Source organism: Mucilaginibacter sp. (genome assembly GCF_028288105.1).
In the GTDB taxonomy this organism is placed as follows: Bacteria; Bacteroidota; Bacteroidia; order Sphingobacteriales; family Sphingobacteriaceae; genus Mucilaginibacter.
The window spans coordinates 1-17781 of record NZ_JAQBOI010000167.1; the positions used below are offsets into that span (position 1 = coordinate 1).

14 protein-coding genes are annotated in these 17781 nt (G+C 41.0%); 4 read left to right on the forward strand and 10 right to left on the reverse strand.

The genetic code is table 11. The features are described from left to right. A partial coding sequence (locus tag JWQ85_RS11565; RefSeq protein WP_299468053.1) for a hypothetical protein occupies window positions 1-581 on the forward strand: 581 nt, incomplete at its 5' end. A gap of 6 nt (window positions 582-587) precedes the next feature. Here the strand turns inward: JWQ85_RS11565 and JWQ85_RS11570 are convergent. The 4 genes from JWQ85_RS11570 to JWQ85_RS11585 form a co-directional block, all read right to left on the reverse strand. Next, on the reverse strand, window positions 588-1073 hold the full coding sequence (locus JWQ85_RS11570; protein WP_299468055.1) for a hypothetical protein: 486 nt from the start codon (window positions 1071-1073) through the stop codon (window positions 588-590). Window positions 1074-1117: 44 nt separating this feature from the next. Then, entirely contained in the window at window positions 1118-3304 is a 2187-nt protein-coding gene (locus JWQ85_RS11575; protein ID WP_299468057.1) for a penicillin acylase family protein, read from the reverse strand. A gap of 840 nt (window positions 3305-4144) precedes the next feature. After that, window positions 4145-5227, reverse strand: a complete 1083-nt coding sequence (locus JWQ85_RS11580; RefSeq protein WP_299468059.1) for a DUF3810 domain-containing protein — start codon at window positions 5225-5227, stop codon at window positions 4145-4147. Window positions 5228-5348: 121 nt separating this feature from the next. Continuing rightward, window positions 5349-5864, reverse strand: a complete 516-nt coding sequence (locus tag JWQ85_RS11585; protein ID WP_299468061.1) for a DUF2911 domain-containing protein — start codon at window positions 5862-5864, stop codon at window positions 5349-5351. Between the two features lie 260 nt (window positions 5865-6124). Here JWQ85_RS11585 and JWQ85_RS11590 point away from each other — a divergent pair, with 260 nt between their 5' ends. After that, a complete protein-coding gene (locus JWQ85_RS11590) occupies window positions 6125-7777 on the forward strand; it encodes a glycosyltransferase family 39 protein (RefSeq protein WP_299468063.1) in 1653 nt (550 codons plus the stop codon). An 11-nt stretch (window positions 7778-7788) separates the two neighbouring features. On the opposite strand, the gene JWQ85_RS11595 is transcribed toward JWQ85_RS11590, so the two are convergent. The 4 genes from JWQ85_RS11595 to JWQ85_RS11610 form a co-directional block, all read right to left on the reverse strand. Next, window positions 7789-10200, reverse strand: a complete 2412-nt coding sequence (locus JWQ85_RS11595) for an MG2 domain-containing protein (protein WP_299468065.1) — start codon at window positions 10198-10200, stop codon at window positions 7789-7791. A gap of 387 nt (window positions 10201-10587) precedes the next feature. Beyond that, a complete protein-coding gene (locus JWQ85_RS11600; protein WP_299468067.1) occupies window positions 10588-10779 on the reverse strand; it encodes a hypothetical protein in 192 nt (63 codons plus the stop codon). 58 nt (window positions 10780-10837) lie between these two features. Further along, entirely contained in the window at window positions 10838-13315 is a 2478-nt protein-coding gene (locus JWQ85_RS11605) for an outer membrane beta-barrel family protein (protein WP_299468069.1), read from the reverse strand. A gap of 105 nt (window positions 13316-13420) precedes the next feature. After that, entirely contained in the window at window positions 13421-13834 is a 414-nt protein-coding gene (locus tag JWQ85_RS11610; RefSeq protein ID WP_299468071.1) for an EamA family transporter, read from the reverse strand. A gap of 177 nt (window positions 13835-14011) precedes the next feature. On the opposite strand from JWQ85_RS11610, the gene JWQ85_RS11615 reads away from it, so the two are divergent. Both JWQ85_RS11615 and JWQ85_RS11620 read left to right on the forward strand, forming a co-directional pair. Then, entirely contained in the window at window positions 14012-15040 is a 1029-nt protein-coding gene (locus tag JWQ85_RS11615; RefSeq protein ID WP_299468073.1) for a fatty acid desaturase, read from the forward strand. Between the two features lie 72 nt (window positions 15041-15112). After that, entirely contained in the window at window positions 15113-16021 is a 909-nt protein-coding gene (locus JWQ85_RS11620; RefSeq protein WP_299468075.1) for a hypothetical protein, read from the forward strand. A gap of 49 nt (window positions 16022-16070) precedes the next feature. Here the strand turns inward: JWQ85_RS11620 and JWQ85_RS11625 are convergent, their stop codons facing one another. Further along, window positions 16071-16790, reverse strand: a complete 720-nt coding sequence (locus tag JWQ85_RS11625; RefSeq protein WP_299468077.1) for a hypothetical protein — start codon at window positions 16788-16790, stop codon at window positions 16071-16073. A 13-nt stretch (window positions 16791-16803) separates the two neighbouring features. After that, a complete protein-coding gene (locus tag JWQ85_RS11630; RefSeq protein ID WP_299468079.1) occupies window positions 16804-17700 on the reverse strand; it encodes an AraC family transcriptional regulator in 897 nt (298 codons plus the stop codon). Window positions 17701-17781: the final 81 nt, after the last annotated feature.

Consider the following 17781-nt stretch of genomic DNA (forward strand, 5'->3'; position numbering starts at 1 on the left):
TCTATCTAATGAAAAAAAGATTTCTTTTATGGCTCCGTTTTTGGTTTTGGATAGATTTTCTGGGGGTATTCTTATCCCTGACCTTAACAATTACTTACTTAGTTTGGGGGAACTACGCCTCAGAACATTTACAAAATTTATGGAGCAACCTTGCTGTTGAAATTGCAGGCGTTTGGATAAGCGTCCGTATAATTGATTTCCTTTTGCAGCGTAGTAAAAGCTTCCGGAAATCGAGGTTCCAAACGTTAGATAATTTAAATTTCTTTTACCGTAAGGTTCAGGACATTATAATATTCAGCACCCTGCATGAAGCTGATGTCCAAGTGCTTGGAAAAGAGGTTGTATACTTTGATAAAAGATGGGGCAACAGAAAGAAACAATTTTATAAAGACGAAAAAGAGCAAATTGATTTGTTAATGATAGAAATGAATAACATTTATCAATTTATTAAATCACAGCAGGACAAAACTGATCCCGATGTGGATTTTAAGAATAGATTGAAGGAAAAGGCATATTCTTTTTCTGAAAAATTAGAAGTTTTAAGATTAAATATCTGGGAAGAAACAAATCCTGATAATTGATCACAATTAATACTCCACAAACTCTTTTTGTGTAACCACTACCTGGCCTTTATTTTCGGTGGTGCTTATCAGCATGGTAATAAAGTAAAATTCGTTATCAAACTTGTAGATGTTGTTGTAGGCATCCTGCCCCTGAAACTTCATAATAAGTTTTGACCTGCGGGCCTGGGCAATTAAATTAACAATATGCTGAGGGTCGGTAGTATTGTATGTTACAGTGCGTAAAATTGTACCGTTAGATAGTTTGGCATTTTCGCCTATTGTTATGCTTTGCTCCTTAACTTTATTAGATATCGAACGGAAATGTTCTATCTTTTTCCCGTCTATCTCTTGTACATACTGATGCTTAAAAACATTCCCCAGGGTTAAATAGGTATGCGCCTGCCCATCGCTAAGGTTGGTAAGATTGGTGAGGTCAAAAAAAGAAATACTTTGCCCGTAGGTTTTTAGGCAAAGGCAAAACAGTAATACTACTAAACAGTACTTTTTCATTTACTTTGGTAAAGCGAATATAATATTTAATCGCTCACTATTGCCTACGGCTGATACGTTTTTTCGGCATGCTTCAGCACATCCCCCTTATAAAAAAGCACATTTTTAAATTCGCCGGTAATGTACCCCTGTGCCTGGTCTGTAAAATGTTTAGATGCCGCGTTAAACGATTGGCCGCCTGTTATAATGGTTTTTGCTTTTACCCTTGGCCCAAATTCAATTGCAGCGATAAAGCTATTACCAGAGTATCCGTAACGCTTGTTGGTTTCCATAGTTCGGCTCACGTAAGATGGCAACTGCCCAAAAAGCGACGAAGTTGAACCAACCGGCAAACTTGGTTGTTCATCGCTAAAGGTTAGCCCATCCGCCGGGCGCTGGTACCGGTTTATATCACCCCAGACCATTTTCCAGGTGCCAAATTTTTTCTGCAGGTTTTGCAATGCCGTGTTAAGAAATTCCAGCTGCTGGTTTGCCGGCAAGGTTTGCAGCATTTCCTTAGCCCTTTTTACCTGGTAACTGCCTTCGCCGGGTTTTGCAGCAGTAATAGCCCTAAACATTAATGTACCCCAGTCTACCGCTATAGTGGTAGCTACAGATGATGCAGCTGTACGCCTGTCCCATTGTTTTAATAAAGCTATGGGCTCTGCGAGTTTTGCCTTAGTGCTATCCGGTGCACCGTTATAAGCAGCAAATAAGGAAGGCAGCAGATCGTCAAACGCAGCCAGGTACTTGTCATACCCTTTCGCTATCAGGCCATCTAAGGTAATACCCTTTGCATTGCTCAATAAGTTTATGGCATTTATGCCCCTGTAATTTTCACCATCGGGCGCCATGTAGGCCGGGTATTTAGTTTTATCGGGACTGGCGGCACCTGATGATGTAAACGGCGTGGAATTGCAATTTTGTATGTAACCGGTAACTGGGTTATATACGTGTACTACTTCATCTACCCCGTGCAGGCCTTTCCATTCGGTAGCGGGTGTGGTACCATCAACCGGGAGGTTCCAGTTAAATTTTGGATCGCGTTTGGGCATAAAATTACCATACCAAAAAGCAATGTTGCCCTTATCATCGGCATAAACGGTATTGTTGCTGGTATTGGCCAGTAAACCCATCGCTTTTTTATATTGGGCCATGTTGTTTGCTTTGGTAATAAGCCACGATTCCAGCAGGGCATTATAGGAACGGTTATTATGTTTCAGCGCCAGCCATTTCCCATCCCTGCTTGCTATTACCGGGCCATGATGGGTATAATAAGCTGTTATACTATGGGGACTATATTTGCCCCCCTGTTTTACATTTAATTTAAGCTGCCGGATAATTACGGGTTTAAGTTTCCCATCATACTCATAAAACCATTTGCCATCCTTTTCGGTCATTTTTTCGGCATACAGGTCGCCCACATCGGCATAGCTGCTGGTATGCATCCATCCGCAATGGCTGTTAAAACCCTGGTAAATGAAAAACTGCCCCCAGGTAACCGCGCCATACGCCTGTAACCCTTCCTCGCTGTTCAACCCCACCTCGCTTCTGAAATAAAACGGGACATGTGGATTAATGTAAAGCAGCGCGTGGCCCGATGCAGAGCGCGAGGGCGCAATGGCAAACCCGTTAGATCCTATTTCCCTTTCCGCATCGTCCTTAATAAGCGGCTTTGATTCGTAAACAGATCCTGTTTTATTATCGGCACTGTAAAACGCTTGGGTTTCACGTGGCGAAACCCCTCCTGTTTCAGTAGCAGCTACACTGCCATCAGTAAACATCAAAGCATACCAGGGCTTAAACTTCGTAAATACAAGTGGCTTTACCTCGGGGTGTTTATATAGATAATAATTTATACCATCGGCAAAGGCATCCATCAGCTTTTTAAAATACGGCGGGCTTTGGTTATAATCTTTTATAGCATCGGCACTATCGGCTATAAGCTGTAGTTGTACATCTTCAAACAGGCGGCTTTCACCATCAGCTTCGCTTTGCCTGCCCAACTGATAAAGATAATTACGTTCAATACCTTTAAAATTATCTTCGCACTGGGTGTACATTAAGCCAAAAACTACTACCGCGTCTGTTTTGCCGTAAATATGCGGCACGCCGTAATTATCACGTATAATAGTAACTGCCTTAGCCTGCTGTTTATACCGGGTAATTTCGGTAGTTGAAAATTTTTGCGCCTGCGTATTAACATTAGCGCCCAACATATAAAGTAAAAACAGGGTGTATAATTTTTTCAAAACGATAAGTTAACGTTTGTAATTTAAATTAAAATTCTTCTCAATTTAAAACGATTTGCTAAAAGCCATTTTCATTACACCAATAAATCACTAAAACTCTTATTAAAAGCGGCTTAACAAAAACTGTCTATAATATAGTTCAGACTGCCTTACTGTTTTTAACGATAGCTCACCCTAATAATACGATCTGCGCTGTAGCACTCTGGTAAAATGATGCGTATAAGTTAAAAAATAAACAAACATATTTCTGTAACATTTATGTGTTTGAAGCGACTTATAACATAATATGTTTTAAAGACAGCTATTCAGCATGTATCTTTGCCGCTTAATTAAGCTTTAAAAAGTTTAGGAACACTTATTGCTGTGTAACTTACACATAAAGAATACATTAAAGGATTATTGAGCAAACCGCAACGGATTGCTATAAAGAACTTAGGTAATAAAACATGTTATCTGAGGTTTAGTTGATCAACATTATTTGAATGATGTTGTGTGCGTTCCGGGGTGAGATACGGAACGCATTTTTTTGTCAAATTCTTTTTTTAGAGGAGCCCCTGATTCACCAGGGATTTGGTATCTATCTCATCTTCATCATTAATGTTAATGGCGTTCCCTTCGGTCGGGCTTTACACTCATACTGCACAGGCATTAATCACAGGCCGGTATCCATTCCAATCCCTAACGCGAATAAACAACTGGTCATCCCGAATTTGTTTCGGGATCCCACAGGACAAGCCTCCCCGCATGTCGAGAATAGCATGAGAGGTGCCCAAATAAATTCGGCATGATAGTCTGAGGGATTATGCATCCCTAACGCGAAAACTAATTAATAGCTTCTTCTCAGATCTGCTTCCTGTACATGGCCATCACCAGCAATACCATGCGGTTATAGGTTTCCAATCCTTCGGGTTGATTGTTCACCTTCAAAAAGTTATCGTAAAATATGCTTGTAATGGTGTTTATTTTATTTTGGTACGAGAGCCAATAAAGGCGTTCGGTTTTAAAATCGGCCAAAACTGCCGGGGAGATCCGTGTTTTTAGTTGTTTAAACAGCACTGTATCGGTGTAACGTACAGTATGCATAAACTCGTTAACCGCCAGGTTATAGGCCGAGTAGCGTAACAACCTATCTCGCGAACCTGTGGCGGCCATAAAACCTACAAAATTCGCTTCATCCTCGGCACCGTAACCCATCTGGTGCGACATTTCATGGCAGGCTACAAAAGGGCGGTTAAATACCGGCATCTGGTAATTGATTTGCGCTTCGCTGGTAAAGGGGTTGTAATAACCAGATGTGCCAATGTAGTTAAGCAAGGGGGTAAGTAACGATGGTTTTATTTCGGGGCTGTAGGTTTGATATTCTTTTGATGTGTCCGAGAGTTTAAGCACCGCCCTGATAGCCGTTTTGTATATAGAATCGTTGCCCTGCTTTAGATCCTGCGCTGTTACCCTGGCCCTGCTGGCGTTTGCACTATCAATAAGTATGGCAGTAACCTTTTGCAGTTGGGCGGTAGTGAAAGAGCTATCGCGCAAGTTTAACCGCTCCCCTGCCGACGGGCGAAAATAATTTAGCCCCCAAAACAGGTAAAATATTAATACGCCCGCCATTACACTAATTACAATGCCGGCTGTAAAAATGCCTGCCTGCATAAATCTCCTCTTAAAACATAATGCAATAAGCCTTACCAGTGCATATATGATATAGCCTATTACTACAAGGTATATTACATCGCCAAAGCTGAACGGGAAGATGTTAAAAACAGGATGAAGTACGTGGCAAATGAACAGGTAAAGCCCTTCGGAGTAATACTTTTCAACCGCCTGGGGATGGTCAGAGAATACCATTAACAGGTTAACAGCCAATATAAGGGCGAGTATAATTAACCCTCTTTTTATAAAAGCCTTACCTTGCTGTTTTTGCATGTATGGTGGTAAATATAATGTTAAAATACCGGCAAATATTGTTCTTTATTTTAATATAGCCCAACAAAAAACCCCGGCATAGCCAGGGTTTTTATATAATTTTTACAAATAGCAGCCGAAATTATTTTACAGCTACCGGCACCGAAAGTTTATCCCAGTTTAATGAGAAACCTTTTGCGTTTATTTTATAAACCAAACGCTCGTTCATTGCAGATTTTACAGGCTTAACGGTTACACGCAATGCATCCTTTGTTTTATCGTACTTGTAAGCACCCCATTGTTTGGCTACTTTATTAAAAATAACGGTCCAGGTGGTTGCAGTTGGTATAACAAAAAACCCATAGGTACCTGCGGGCAGTTTCTTACCCTGTACGGTAATATCTTTGCTGGTAGTAAACACGGTAGCCTCGTTTGCACCGGCACGCCAAACCGAATCTAAAGGCACCAGTCCGCCATATACTTTACGGCCTTTTACCGATGGGCTGCCATAATTAATGCTTATTGTAGCACCGTTAACTTTGCCGCTTACGCTATCGCGCGGACTTGCAACAGGCTTATCTTGCGCGAATGTAATAACAGAAAACAGCATAGCGAATGCAAACAGCACAGCCGCTTTTAATTGAATAGTTTTTTTCATGATAGTATTACTTGTGGTTTATCTGCAATAAAGATAAATGAATTAACCTAAAACATTTGAAAAATTTGCTTAATGAGTTGAAGGCAATAAAACTTTCACGCAATCAGTACGTTATATATGTATAATTCACATTGCAGTTAGGAATTGACCGAAAGGTTAAACAATTGTTGTGAGTTTTTGGCCCCTGCCGAAAGGCGGGGGTTTTTTTGTGAAATTACCTCATAAGTTTTCGTTCCCATTAAACTTATATTTGTGTCGGGATGACCAATAATTACAAGCCTTTTTACCTGTTACTATTTATACTGGCACTGTTAGTTAGTTTTGTTGGTATTACTACCGATTTTTTTACCGACGACCCGGGGCTTTACGCGTCTATCTCTAAAAATATGCTGTACAAGCACGATATGCTACAGCTATTTACCTACAACCGCGACTGGCTGGATAAACCACACTTCCCCTTTTGGGCGGCTATGGTAAGCTTTAAATTGTTTGGCGTTAGCGTTTGGGCATACCGCTTACCTGCCCTGCTATTCTTTTTGTTGACTGCGCTTTATACTTACTTGTTTGCCCGCAGGTTTTACGCCAAAGAAATTGCCTTAACTGCTGTTTTGATATTTATGACAGCCCAGCACATCTTGCTATCTAACCTTGATGTTAGGGCCGAGCCTTATTTAATGGCCCTGCTAATTGGCAGCATTTACCACATTGCCCGGTATAACGATAAGCCGGTATTTAAGCATTTGCTGTTAGCCGCCCTGCTTACAGCCTGCGCTATCATGACCAAGGGCGTATTTGTGATAGTGGCAATTTACGGCAGCCTACTGGGCCAGCTTATTTATCAGAAAAAGTTTTTGCAAATATTTTATGGCAAGTGGCTGTTATTGTACCTGCTTACTTTTGTTTTTACCCTGCCCGAGTTTTATGCGCTGTACATACAGTTTGATCTGCACCCGGAGAAAATCGTTTTCGACAGGCATAATGTGAGCGGTATACGTTGGTTTTTGTGGGACAGCCAGTTTGGCCGTTTTGTAAACAATGGCCCTATTAAACAAAAAGCATCCGGCGACCCATTCTTTTTTATACATACCATGCTCTGGGCTTTTTTACCATGGTGCCTGCTGTTTTATTACGCTGTTTATAAAAGCCTGAAAAACATCTGGCAAAAAGTTAAACTCCCGGAATACTACACCTTAAGTGGTGGCTTGCTTTTGTTAGTATTGTTCTCGCTTTCGCGTTTTCAGCTGCCTTTTTATACCAATATATTGTTCCCGCTGTTTGCCATAATAACTGCACCCTATTGCTTTAAACAACTAAGCCGTGCCGGTGAATATTACAGAAAGATAGTGCTCCTGATATTTGCGGTGTTACTACCGGTAATTATTATTGTGATACACATTTATCTTAAACCTGTATCTAACCTACCGTTTGTTATTGATTGTTTATTGTTTGGGTTGATGGCCGCGCTCATCATTATAAAAGTAAAGGCACATGCCTATCGGGTTTTTATGCTTACCTGCTGCGCGGTGTTATTTGCCAATTTTTATTTGAACACCGTTCTTTTCCCAACTATCGCGTCGTATAACGGCCAGGTAAGTGCGGGCAAATATGTTAATCGGCCCGAATTTGACGATGCCCATATTTACTCGCTGAGGATGGCAAACAATATATTCCAGTTTTATAGCAACAAACCCGTTGATTTTATATTTCCCGAAGATTTTAACGCATTTAAGCCAACAGGCAAGGCCATCTTTTTTGTAAGTCAGCCCACGCTGGATTATCTTACAAATACCCATGCCGATTTTGAGATCGTTAAAACCTTTACCGATTATCCGCAGGAAAACATTTTACCCGCTTTTATAAACAATGCCACCCGCCATAAGGTACTGGCCAAAGTATACCTAATAAGTAAATAGCCAATAATAACTTACTGCACATTATACTTATAAACCGCCCTGCCAATATTCCCGGCATTATCAATACCCTCAATTACTATACGGTACTTGCCGGGGCCATCGTTAAAATAATTAAACATGGCATTGCCTGCATCATTGGTTATTAGGTTGGGTTTCCAAAATATTGTTGTGCGGCCTTCTGCAGAGCCTTTTTTTGTTGCCTCGTAAACCGGCGAATAAAACTCACGCGCCCGGTAAAACCCTTGTGGGGTTATGGACAGTATCCCGGGCGACATTTCTTTGCTTATTTCGCCCGTACTGCCACCCTGTTTTGTATTGATAACAATAACACCCGCACCGGCCCCCAGGCCATAGATGGCGGCATTAGCTCCCTTTAAAATCTCAACCGACTCTACATCGCCGGGGTTTATATTATCAATATCCCCCGAAGTAATTGCCCCATCAACAACTACCATCATAGGCTCTAATACTGTTGCGCCGCCCGATATTGCAGCACTTGTTATTAAATAGGCTTTGCCATTGGTAAACTGAATGTTACGGGCTATGCCGGTTAAGCCCTGCGAAAGCGTGGGGTGATTTTTAAACTGTTTATTAAATATGATCTGATCGGCATTGCCGGCACCGGCAAGGCTTGCGGTTTTATAATTCAGCTTCTCTTTTATGTAAACAGGTTTCAAAGCCCTTGGCTTATCGGCACCAGGCTGGTCAACAATTGCACCGATATACTCAGGCAGCTTTTCATTCACTTTTCCCTCCGACAAATTATTCGGGCTTAGCGGTAATGCTGTGTTGGTTTTATCTAACAGAATTTTTGCTTTATTCCGGAGCGATTTATTTTCGATATTCAACAAAAACTGCGTCCCACTTGCATATTCCATGTTGGTGAAACTGAACTTACCGGCAGCATCGGTTGTTACCGTCGTACTTTGCCCGGTTGCCGGCAGCATAAGGGTAACCTTTTCATTTGGTGCCGGGGTGCCTGCCTTGGTTATCATGGTGCCTTTTATCGGCATACCAAATTCAGGCTTGTAAGCCATTGGGGCAGGCGTCTCATTTAAAAGTTCTTTCCATTGAAAGCGGCGGTAACCCTGGGTGAGCATTAAAATATCCAGGTTGTTGCGCGTATCGGTGTTTACATTGTTAAAATAATAGCCGGGCTGTTCAACATATCCGCGCAGGTCTGATGTAAGCAGCAGGTCTGAAAATATAGAGCTTTCTTTATCCTCATTTGCGGGCACTTTGCTTTCATCAATAACCGATACCGAGAAATTCCCTACCGATGCCTTATTCTCCGACAGTTTGGCGTTAAGTGTGATATGTGCTTTATCCTGGCTGGCATACGTTATTTTATCACTGTTTACAGTAAAGACAAGATCATCTGCATTTTGTATAAATACCAGGCGTTCGCTTAATGGTACCCCGCTTTCCGAAAACAAGGTGATTTGGGTGATGCCCGATTTAAGGTCCTTCTTTGGCAGATCGAACCCTATTACCTGGTTGTCTAATACCGTTTTCACGGTTTTCACCACACCGGCCGAATAGATAACCACCGATATTTCTTTGTTCTTATTTTCTAAATAATAAGGTTTATTGGCGTTAATATCTATCGATAGCTTATTCAGGTCGCTGTTGTTAACGGATAGCGACATGCCTTTTGCCTCGGGTTTTGGCAAGTCTATAGTATTAGCTGATCCATCCGGATAGGTTATTTTAGCTTTATAGGTTTTGCCATCCTCGGGCGTAATATATACTTGCCCCATGCCCAGGTGTGTCGAGGTGAATTTAGCAACGGCTACATTATTATTATCAACTACAATGCCTTTTATATAGACACCCATGCCATTACTACCCACTGCTTTAAAAGCTATCCTGCCCGGTACTGCTGTTACAAAGGTACCGCCTTCAGGAAAAAACTGCACATCGGTTTTATTATCGGTGGCCTTTGCCGGCGATACCTGTGCTATACTTTTACCGTTAACCGCTATTGTTTTATTAAAGAAATAAGCATTCCCCTCGTTTTGCATCCACTGTGTGTACGCCCTTACCCTATAATTGCCCTTCGACAAATAGTTAGGCAAGGCAAAATCGCCCCAGGCCAGCCCGTTTTTAAGCTGCAAAATCAGCGATTCCATAATGGAATCATTCTTGCTTACCAGATCTACATGCAGCACACCGCTAATTTTCGACAGCTCGTGGCCCTCGCCTGCGGTTACATAGGCTTTAAAATAGATGGTATCGCCGGGGTTATAATAAGGTTTATCGAAATGTAAGTATGCTTTTTCTATAACCCTGTCTGTTGATAGTGTTTGCAGCCGGTTTACTACATTTTTTATAGTACCCTCGTTTTTTACAGGCACAACCTGGGCATGCAACGCGGCATTAAAGCAGCCCGTTGCAAACAACATTAAAAAAAGCTTTTTCATAATGTGAGATATTTATAACGATAAAAAACGGAGGTGTAACCCGCTTATAAATGGTATATAAATATACTGATATTCAGAGGAATAGTACAAACGAAAAATGGCCGCTGATAGTTATGAAAAATATTCCGCGTTAGGGATTGGAACGGATACCGGCACTTCGACTGGCTCAGTGTGACAGCCGTGGCTAAGGCCCGCAGGCGTATGAGTGTGAAGCCCGGCCAAAGGCAACGCTATGATGTAGCTTAAAAAGTACTACAAACGAAAGTATATGGCAAACCCATGCGGCGGGATTAGTAATATCTTGAATATTATTCAAGGTATTAATCCCCCGAATAACCAGCTGTCTGCACTATTTCCCGCACATAAAGTAGATTAGGATTATTTTACCTACTCGTCCTTTATTTCTTCCCAATAAACGGTTCCCTGGTAAATGCAATTTTTAGTTGCAACCTGTGCTTTTATTTTATCCAGCTCGGCCTTCACCTCATCGGGGCTTAGATCTTTTTTTAATGATGAATAGAAAATTACATAACCAGTCTTACTGTTTATGAATTTATAATGTTTGCCAGCAGCATTCATAATGATAATGCTTAATACCATTATATTAACACTATTTAACGGCAAATTGTTTTTAAAATTACTTGCCTGCCGGCTCGGTTGGCATTCCCTGATTGCCCTCGTCGCGCCCTTCTTTATCTTTATCCTTCGAGAACTCCAGTTTGCCAAATTTATAGCTAAGTGTTATACCAAACGAGCGGAACGGCAGTTGCCTTAAGCTTGATTGATTAAACGTAGGGCCCGATGTGGTTGCGTATTGGTCAATGTACTTGCTAAAGGGGTTACTTGCCACTAAACCAATGCTGGCTTTTTTATCCCAAAACTGCTTGCGTACAGCAATATTGTACCAGAAAAATTTGGGGCGTGTACCCTGTAAGGTACGCGATGAAGAATTGTAATTACCAAAAGCCTCAGCCATAAAATTAGACGGGAACTGGTAGCTGGCATTCAAATTAAAACGATACTGAAATGCCGTTATATTGTTAATACCCGGAGCATTATTGTTTCGGCTCACTAAAAAGATGTTACTACGCAGGTTAAGCTTGCTTGTTACAGGTACCGATGCGAAAATATTACCACCAATACTTGTTTGCGTACCCAAATTGGCGCGCTGGCTAAGCAGTACGTTTGTATATTCTTTACCGTTAACGGTTAAAACATCATAAGGCGTTGTAAACTGCTGGATATCATCGTTGTTACGGCGGTAAAAACTACCTATATAAAAATTGGCGCCGCTATTAAACGATTGATTGTAGCCTAACTCAAAACTGTTGCTTTTTTCGGGCTTTAAATTAGGGTTACCTGTGCTAATGTTGTTAGGGTCGCTAATATTATAGAAAGGGTTTATCTCGCCATAATCCGGCCGCTCGATACGGTAGGAGTAGCTTAACCTAACGCTTTGCGTAGGACTAATTTTATGTGATATAACTGCCGACGGGGCAAGGGTGTTGTAACCCGGAATTACCACACCGCCATAATCGGTACTGGTAGTAGTATACTCATTACGCAGCCCAAGTTTAACATCTAAAAAGTTTTTAAATAACGATGCCGAAGTTGACAGGTAAACAGCGTAGATGTTACGTTTGTAATTGAACGCGTAGCTTTGATCGGCATTATTAATATAAGAACCATCGGCCAGCAAGCTATCTGTTTTGGTAACGTTCTTTAAATTTTCTAATACCGCTTTTGCACCACCTTCAATAGTAAAGGTTTTGGTTACCGGGTGCGTATAATCTACAGATATATTGGTTTCCCTATCGTTACCCGGGTTATTGCCCCTAATACCGGTAGTTATGGCATCGTTGTTTAAATAATCTTGCTGCTGAAAATAGTTTGATGTGTTTTTGCTGTTGCTGGTGGTAACCAATACTTCAAGTTCCTGGCCCTCTTTTTTAAATGTCTTTTTATAATCCAGGCTCAAATCGGTTGAGTAAGCACTGAATTTACTATCAGAATTACGCAGGCTCAAAATATCTGAAAGTATATTGCCGGCTCCATCGGTTATGGTTTGCTGTTGATTAGTTAAGCCGTTGTTATGGTTACCAAAATGATCAAAACCAACAGAAGCGGTTAATTCATCTTTAGGCGTAATGCTCCAGTTAAAGTTTATCCCCGATTGATAGCCGCTTCTTTTAGAGTCGCTGCTGCCTTTCTGAAACAGGTGGGTTACATCGCCGGCGGTATTGGTTGATGTACGATCATTAGTAGTTAGCACCGTTGAATTAAGCATGGCATTGCCGCTAAAAAAGGCGTTCACCCCAAAGTTGCCTTTACGGGCATTTAAGTTGAGCGAGCCGTTTTCCTGCCTGGTGCCCGCGGTAAGATTAACGCTGCCGTTTATACCCTGTACCTTGCTGTCTTTTAATATAATATTGATAATGCCACCCGTACCTGCCGCGTCATACTTGGCACCCGGGCTGGTTATTACTTCAATACTTTTTATTTGGCTGCCGGGTATAGCCTGTAAAGCATCGGCCAGGCTTGCGCCAAAAATGCTGCTTGGTTTACCGTTTATAAGGAAACGGATATTGGAATTGCCCTGCAGCTCCACATTACCATCAATATCTACAGTAACCTGTGGTACTTTCTTTAATACATCAATAGCCGCCCCGCTTTGCGCGGTTAAATCATTAGCAGCATTGTAAACCATTTTATCGATGCGGTTTTCAATGATCGGCGCTTTGGCAACAATGTCTACCCCTTTTAATTGATTTTGAACAGGCTCTAACAAAATATTGCCTAAAGCCACGTTATCGCCACCGGTAATAATTACATGCTCTATTGTATGGCGTTTGTAGCCTAAAAAGTCAATGGTTAATCTATAATCGCCGGCGGCAATATTATTTAAAGAAAAATTCCCTTTAGGGTCGGTGCTCATTCCATTGAACGGGCTTGTGCTGCCTTGTTTAAATATAGATACGGTGGCATAGTCAACCGGCTGTTTACTAACAGCATCGGTAACCTTACCATTTATTTTACCCTTACCGGCATCTGCCATTTGGGCCTTAATATTTAAGGTGGTAATTAATAGAATAACAAGAATAAAAAACGATCGCATAGTAAACCTCTTTAACTTTAGAGGTACAAAACTGGCAAGAAACTTTGGATTAATACTGATTTTTTACTAAGGTTTCGTAATTGTTACATATACACTATGTAACAATTAAAATATTAAAACCAGCGTACCTCCAATTATCAGCAATGCCCCCGTGGCCGTTTTTAGAGTGAGTGGTTCACCCAAAAATACAACAGATAATATAATGGCTAATGCCACACTCAGCTTATCTACCGGGGCTACCTGCGATACTTTACCTAACTGTAAAGCCTTAAAATAAAAGATCCATGACAAGCCGGTAGCACACCCGGAGAGTACCAGGAAGGTCCAGTTTAGTTTGCTAAGGCCGCTTATGCCGTGGTTAGTACCTTTGTACAACACAATTGCCCAGGCTATTAGCAAAATAACCACAGTACGTATAGCGGTAGCCAGGTCTGTATCAACCCCTTTTATACCAATTTTTGCAAAAATTGCAGTTAAAGCGGCAAACAGTGCCGATAATAGAGCATATATCCACCACATAAATAAATTTCTAAAAATTTAAATAATTATTGAGCTGATTGATTTAATAACCCGCTAGAAGAAAATATTTTCTCAAAAGTTAATATTACCAACTATTTTTCCACAAAAATTGGAAAAATTTTACAAGAAATTCATTTTTTTAACACGTTATTCTTATCTTCATCGTTTTAACCTAATATGATGAAAACTGATTTTGTTTATTCCCAGGAATCGGAACCGCACCGCATACGTACTAAGAAGATACTAAAGCAGTTTCCACAATTGCGGAATTTAATAGGAAAAAACCCTAAAACCATTTGGGCCATAGTTGGCCTGGTGGCCTTTCAGGTAACACTGGCCTGGTTTCTACGCGACCAATCGTGGTGGCTGATATTTGGCGCTGCTTATTTATTAGGCGCCTTTGCAGACCATGCCCTGTTTGTGATGATACACGAGTGTACCCACCAATTATTGTTTAAAAACCGTAATGCCAACCGCTGGGCATCCATGTTTGCTAACTTACCGCAAATATTGCCAAGCGCTATATCATTCGAAAAATATCACATTAAACACCACTCTTTTCAAGGTGTACACGAGCTGGATGCCGATTTGCCTAACCGTTGGGAAGCAAAGCTGATCAGCAATTCTTTTTTGGGTAAAGCATTATGGCTATTGTTTTTCCCGGTGTTTCAACTGTTCCGTTTATCGCGCTTACGCGAAATACACCCTTTTGATGGCTGGATATTAACTAACTGGATACTACAGGCAGTATTTACCGCTGTAATCTACTACTTTATGGGATGGCCTGCGGTAGCGTTCCTGTTGTTAAGCTTCTCGTTCTCGGTTGGCCTGCACCCGCTTGGAGCCCGCTGGATACAAGAACATTACTTAACCCACAGTGTTGAGCAAGAAACATACAGCTACTACGGCAACTTAAATGCGGTAGCTTTTAACGTAGGTTACCATAACGAGCACCACGATTTTCCATCAATACCCTGGAACAAACTGCCGCTAATTAAAAAAACCGCGCCAGAGTATTATGAAACTTTATACTACCACACTTCGTGGACAAAGCTATTCTTCCAGTTTTTGTTTGATAGGGAAATATCATTATTCAACAGAATATTGCGTAGGGAAAGAGGTAAAGTAGCTATAACAGATGTGTCTAAGCCAGATGCAGAAATGAGCTTTACCAAAGAAGGCGATTTAGCCCCTCAAAACTCTTAATTGTCAATTTAAAAGCATTAAAAAAAACGGTCCATAATAATATGGGCCGTTTTTTGTTTTATAAGCTTAACTATGTTTAAAAGTAAAGCGTTAAAAATATTTGTTCCGATGGTAAGCCTGTTGTTTATAGCTGCGTTTACCAAGCACCGTTTGTATGATAAGAAGCATTTGCCCGAAAGCCACCTGTATTCTAAACTGATGGATGAAACTTCGGGGCTGGTGGCCTCGGATTTAAACCCTGATATTTATTATGGCCACAATGATAGCGGCGACACCAGCCGTTTCTTTGCTATTACTCCTGATGGTAAACTAAAAACAATAATAAATTATACCGGAGATACCACCACGAGATTAGGCGTTCGCGATTGTGAAGATATAGCTGTTGGCCCCGGCCCTGTAAAAGGCAAAAGCTATGTTTATATAGGCGACATTGGCGACAATAGTGCCAATAGAAAATTCATCACCGTTTATCGCGCCGAAGAAAAAAGCTCATGGGGAAAAGATAGTGTTGCCCACGCTGTACCTGTACCACTTCACTTAAAGTATCCGGATGGTGCAAAAGACGCGGAAGCCATGATGATAGACCCTATAGAAAAACTGTTATATATTGTTACCAAACGGGGCGATAGTGTTGGGGTGTATACATCGCCCATTAAATATAAAGCTAATGATACGCTTACCCTCACCTTTAGGGGCAGGCTGTTTTTTGAGGGCATAAAACCTTTTAAATGGGTAACCGCGGCCGATATATCGCACAATGGCAAACAAATTTTGGTTAAAAGCTACGAGAGGGTTTACTATTGGCAGCGCACAGCAAACGAAACTATTTGGCAAACCCTGCATAAAGCCCCGCGCGAACTTCCCTATAAGCAGGAAAGACAAGGTGAAGCAATTGCCTTTACACCCGATGGCAAAGGTTATTACACCACCAGCGAGGGCGTGTATGCCCCTATTTATTATTATAAAACGCCGGAGAATTAATTTACGCCGTTAAGCTACGCCAAGTCAAACGTCTACACTTAAATGGGCATTACTTGCCTTTCAATAATGCTTTAAAATCTATTTTATCAAATTGATATTCGGGCAGTTTGGTATTAACAGACTGGTTAATCACCATATCAAAATTGCCCGCGCTTTCTCTTGCAACATATAGCTTGTACCTATACGCTTCGGGCAAGGTTTTATCTTCCCATACGGCAATCATTTTTTCAGGGTCGACAATATATATAGTAATGTTTGATGACTTAACGAACTGATAAATTGGAAGTGATTTTAGTGTGTATTTATTCGTATTAAGCTTTTTAAAATCGAGTATTGGTTTAGGCTCGGGGCCATCCATACTATAATAGACCAGGGTACTATCTGTAAGCACCCGCATACCTATATTAGCCGTATTACATGGCGAATAGAGGTAATAATTGCCTTTATAAAGATAAAGCGGTAACCATTCTTTTGGTAATCCGGTAATATTATATTTCTTAAGTGGTTTACTATAGCGCACTTTTAAAACTTTATAACCCGCATTATAAGCTATGCTATCATTATGGTCATACTTAAAGTCCTGCAACGCTTTATAGGCCTTTGCCCATCTATCCTTTTCAATATAAACGGTATGGTAATAATCTTGGGTCGTATCTTTTTCTATAAAAACAGTATCAATAGGTTTAGCTTCTTTTACAGTTGTACCTACTTTTTTCTCCGGGCTTTTACAAGCCGAGAACAGGAGCAATATGTATATCAGCTTTTTCATCACCTAAATATAGCTAATTTATCCCGCCTTTGATCTTTACCGTTCCCACATAATCATTCACATAATCTCGCGGTGCTTTACCCGTAATATTCTTAAATGTATAATTAAAATTAGTTATACTGCTAAAGCCGCAGTTATAAGCAACATCGGCAATGTTATTAAGATTGCCGTTTACCAATAATTTGCAGGCCTGGTTTACCCGTACTTTGTTTACAAAGGCAGTGAAGGTAAGCCGGGTATGTTTTTTAAAATACCTGCAAAAAGCATTTGGCGTTAAATGGGCCTGGCGGGCAACTTCTTCAAGGGTTAAGGCGCTGCCATAATTGTGCATAATATAGTTGTATACCGATGCAATGCGCATCCCCTCCGGGTCTGTCATAGAATGGGTGTAACTGCCGGCCGATAAGGGTTGTATATCTGTTAACCCACACATCGCGTTTAGCATCTCAATAAATACCGACATTTGCAAAGCACCCCTGCTGTGCTGAATACGATCAATAAACCCCGAAAATACCGACCGCATTTGCATTGGTATTTTAAACCCTGTTTGCCATTGTTCAAAAAAAGAGCGTACGGCCTCCATCTCCGGTAAGTTAAACATGGCAGCCAGTTTCCCCACCGGGTCAAAGAAAACAGTTAATGCCTCTATCACCAGGGTGCTATCATCATCAAAATATTCGGGGTTGCTTTTAAATAAATGCGGCAGATTTGCGCCCAGCACATATACTTCGCCGGCCTTAAAAGCATGCATGCTATTCCCTGCAAGCAAAGTACCTTCTCCTCTCTTTATCCAGGTTATTTGCACTTCGGCGTGGCGGTGCAAATGCGGATAAAAATGCGACATTATCTCTTCCTGCACTATAATAGTTTTGCCATGTGGTACAGGAATGGTAAAGGGAAGTACTTTCATGCGGCAGTTACTGATTTATTAAATTACTGATTTAGTGATGGCCATGATTTGAATATCATTAATTATAGCTAAATTTCTTCA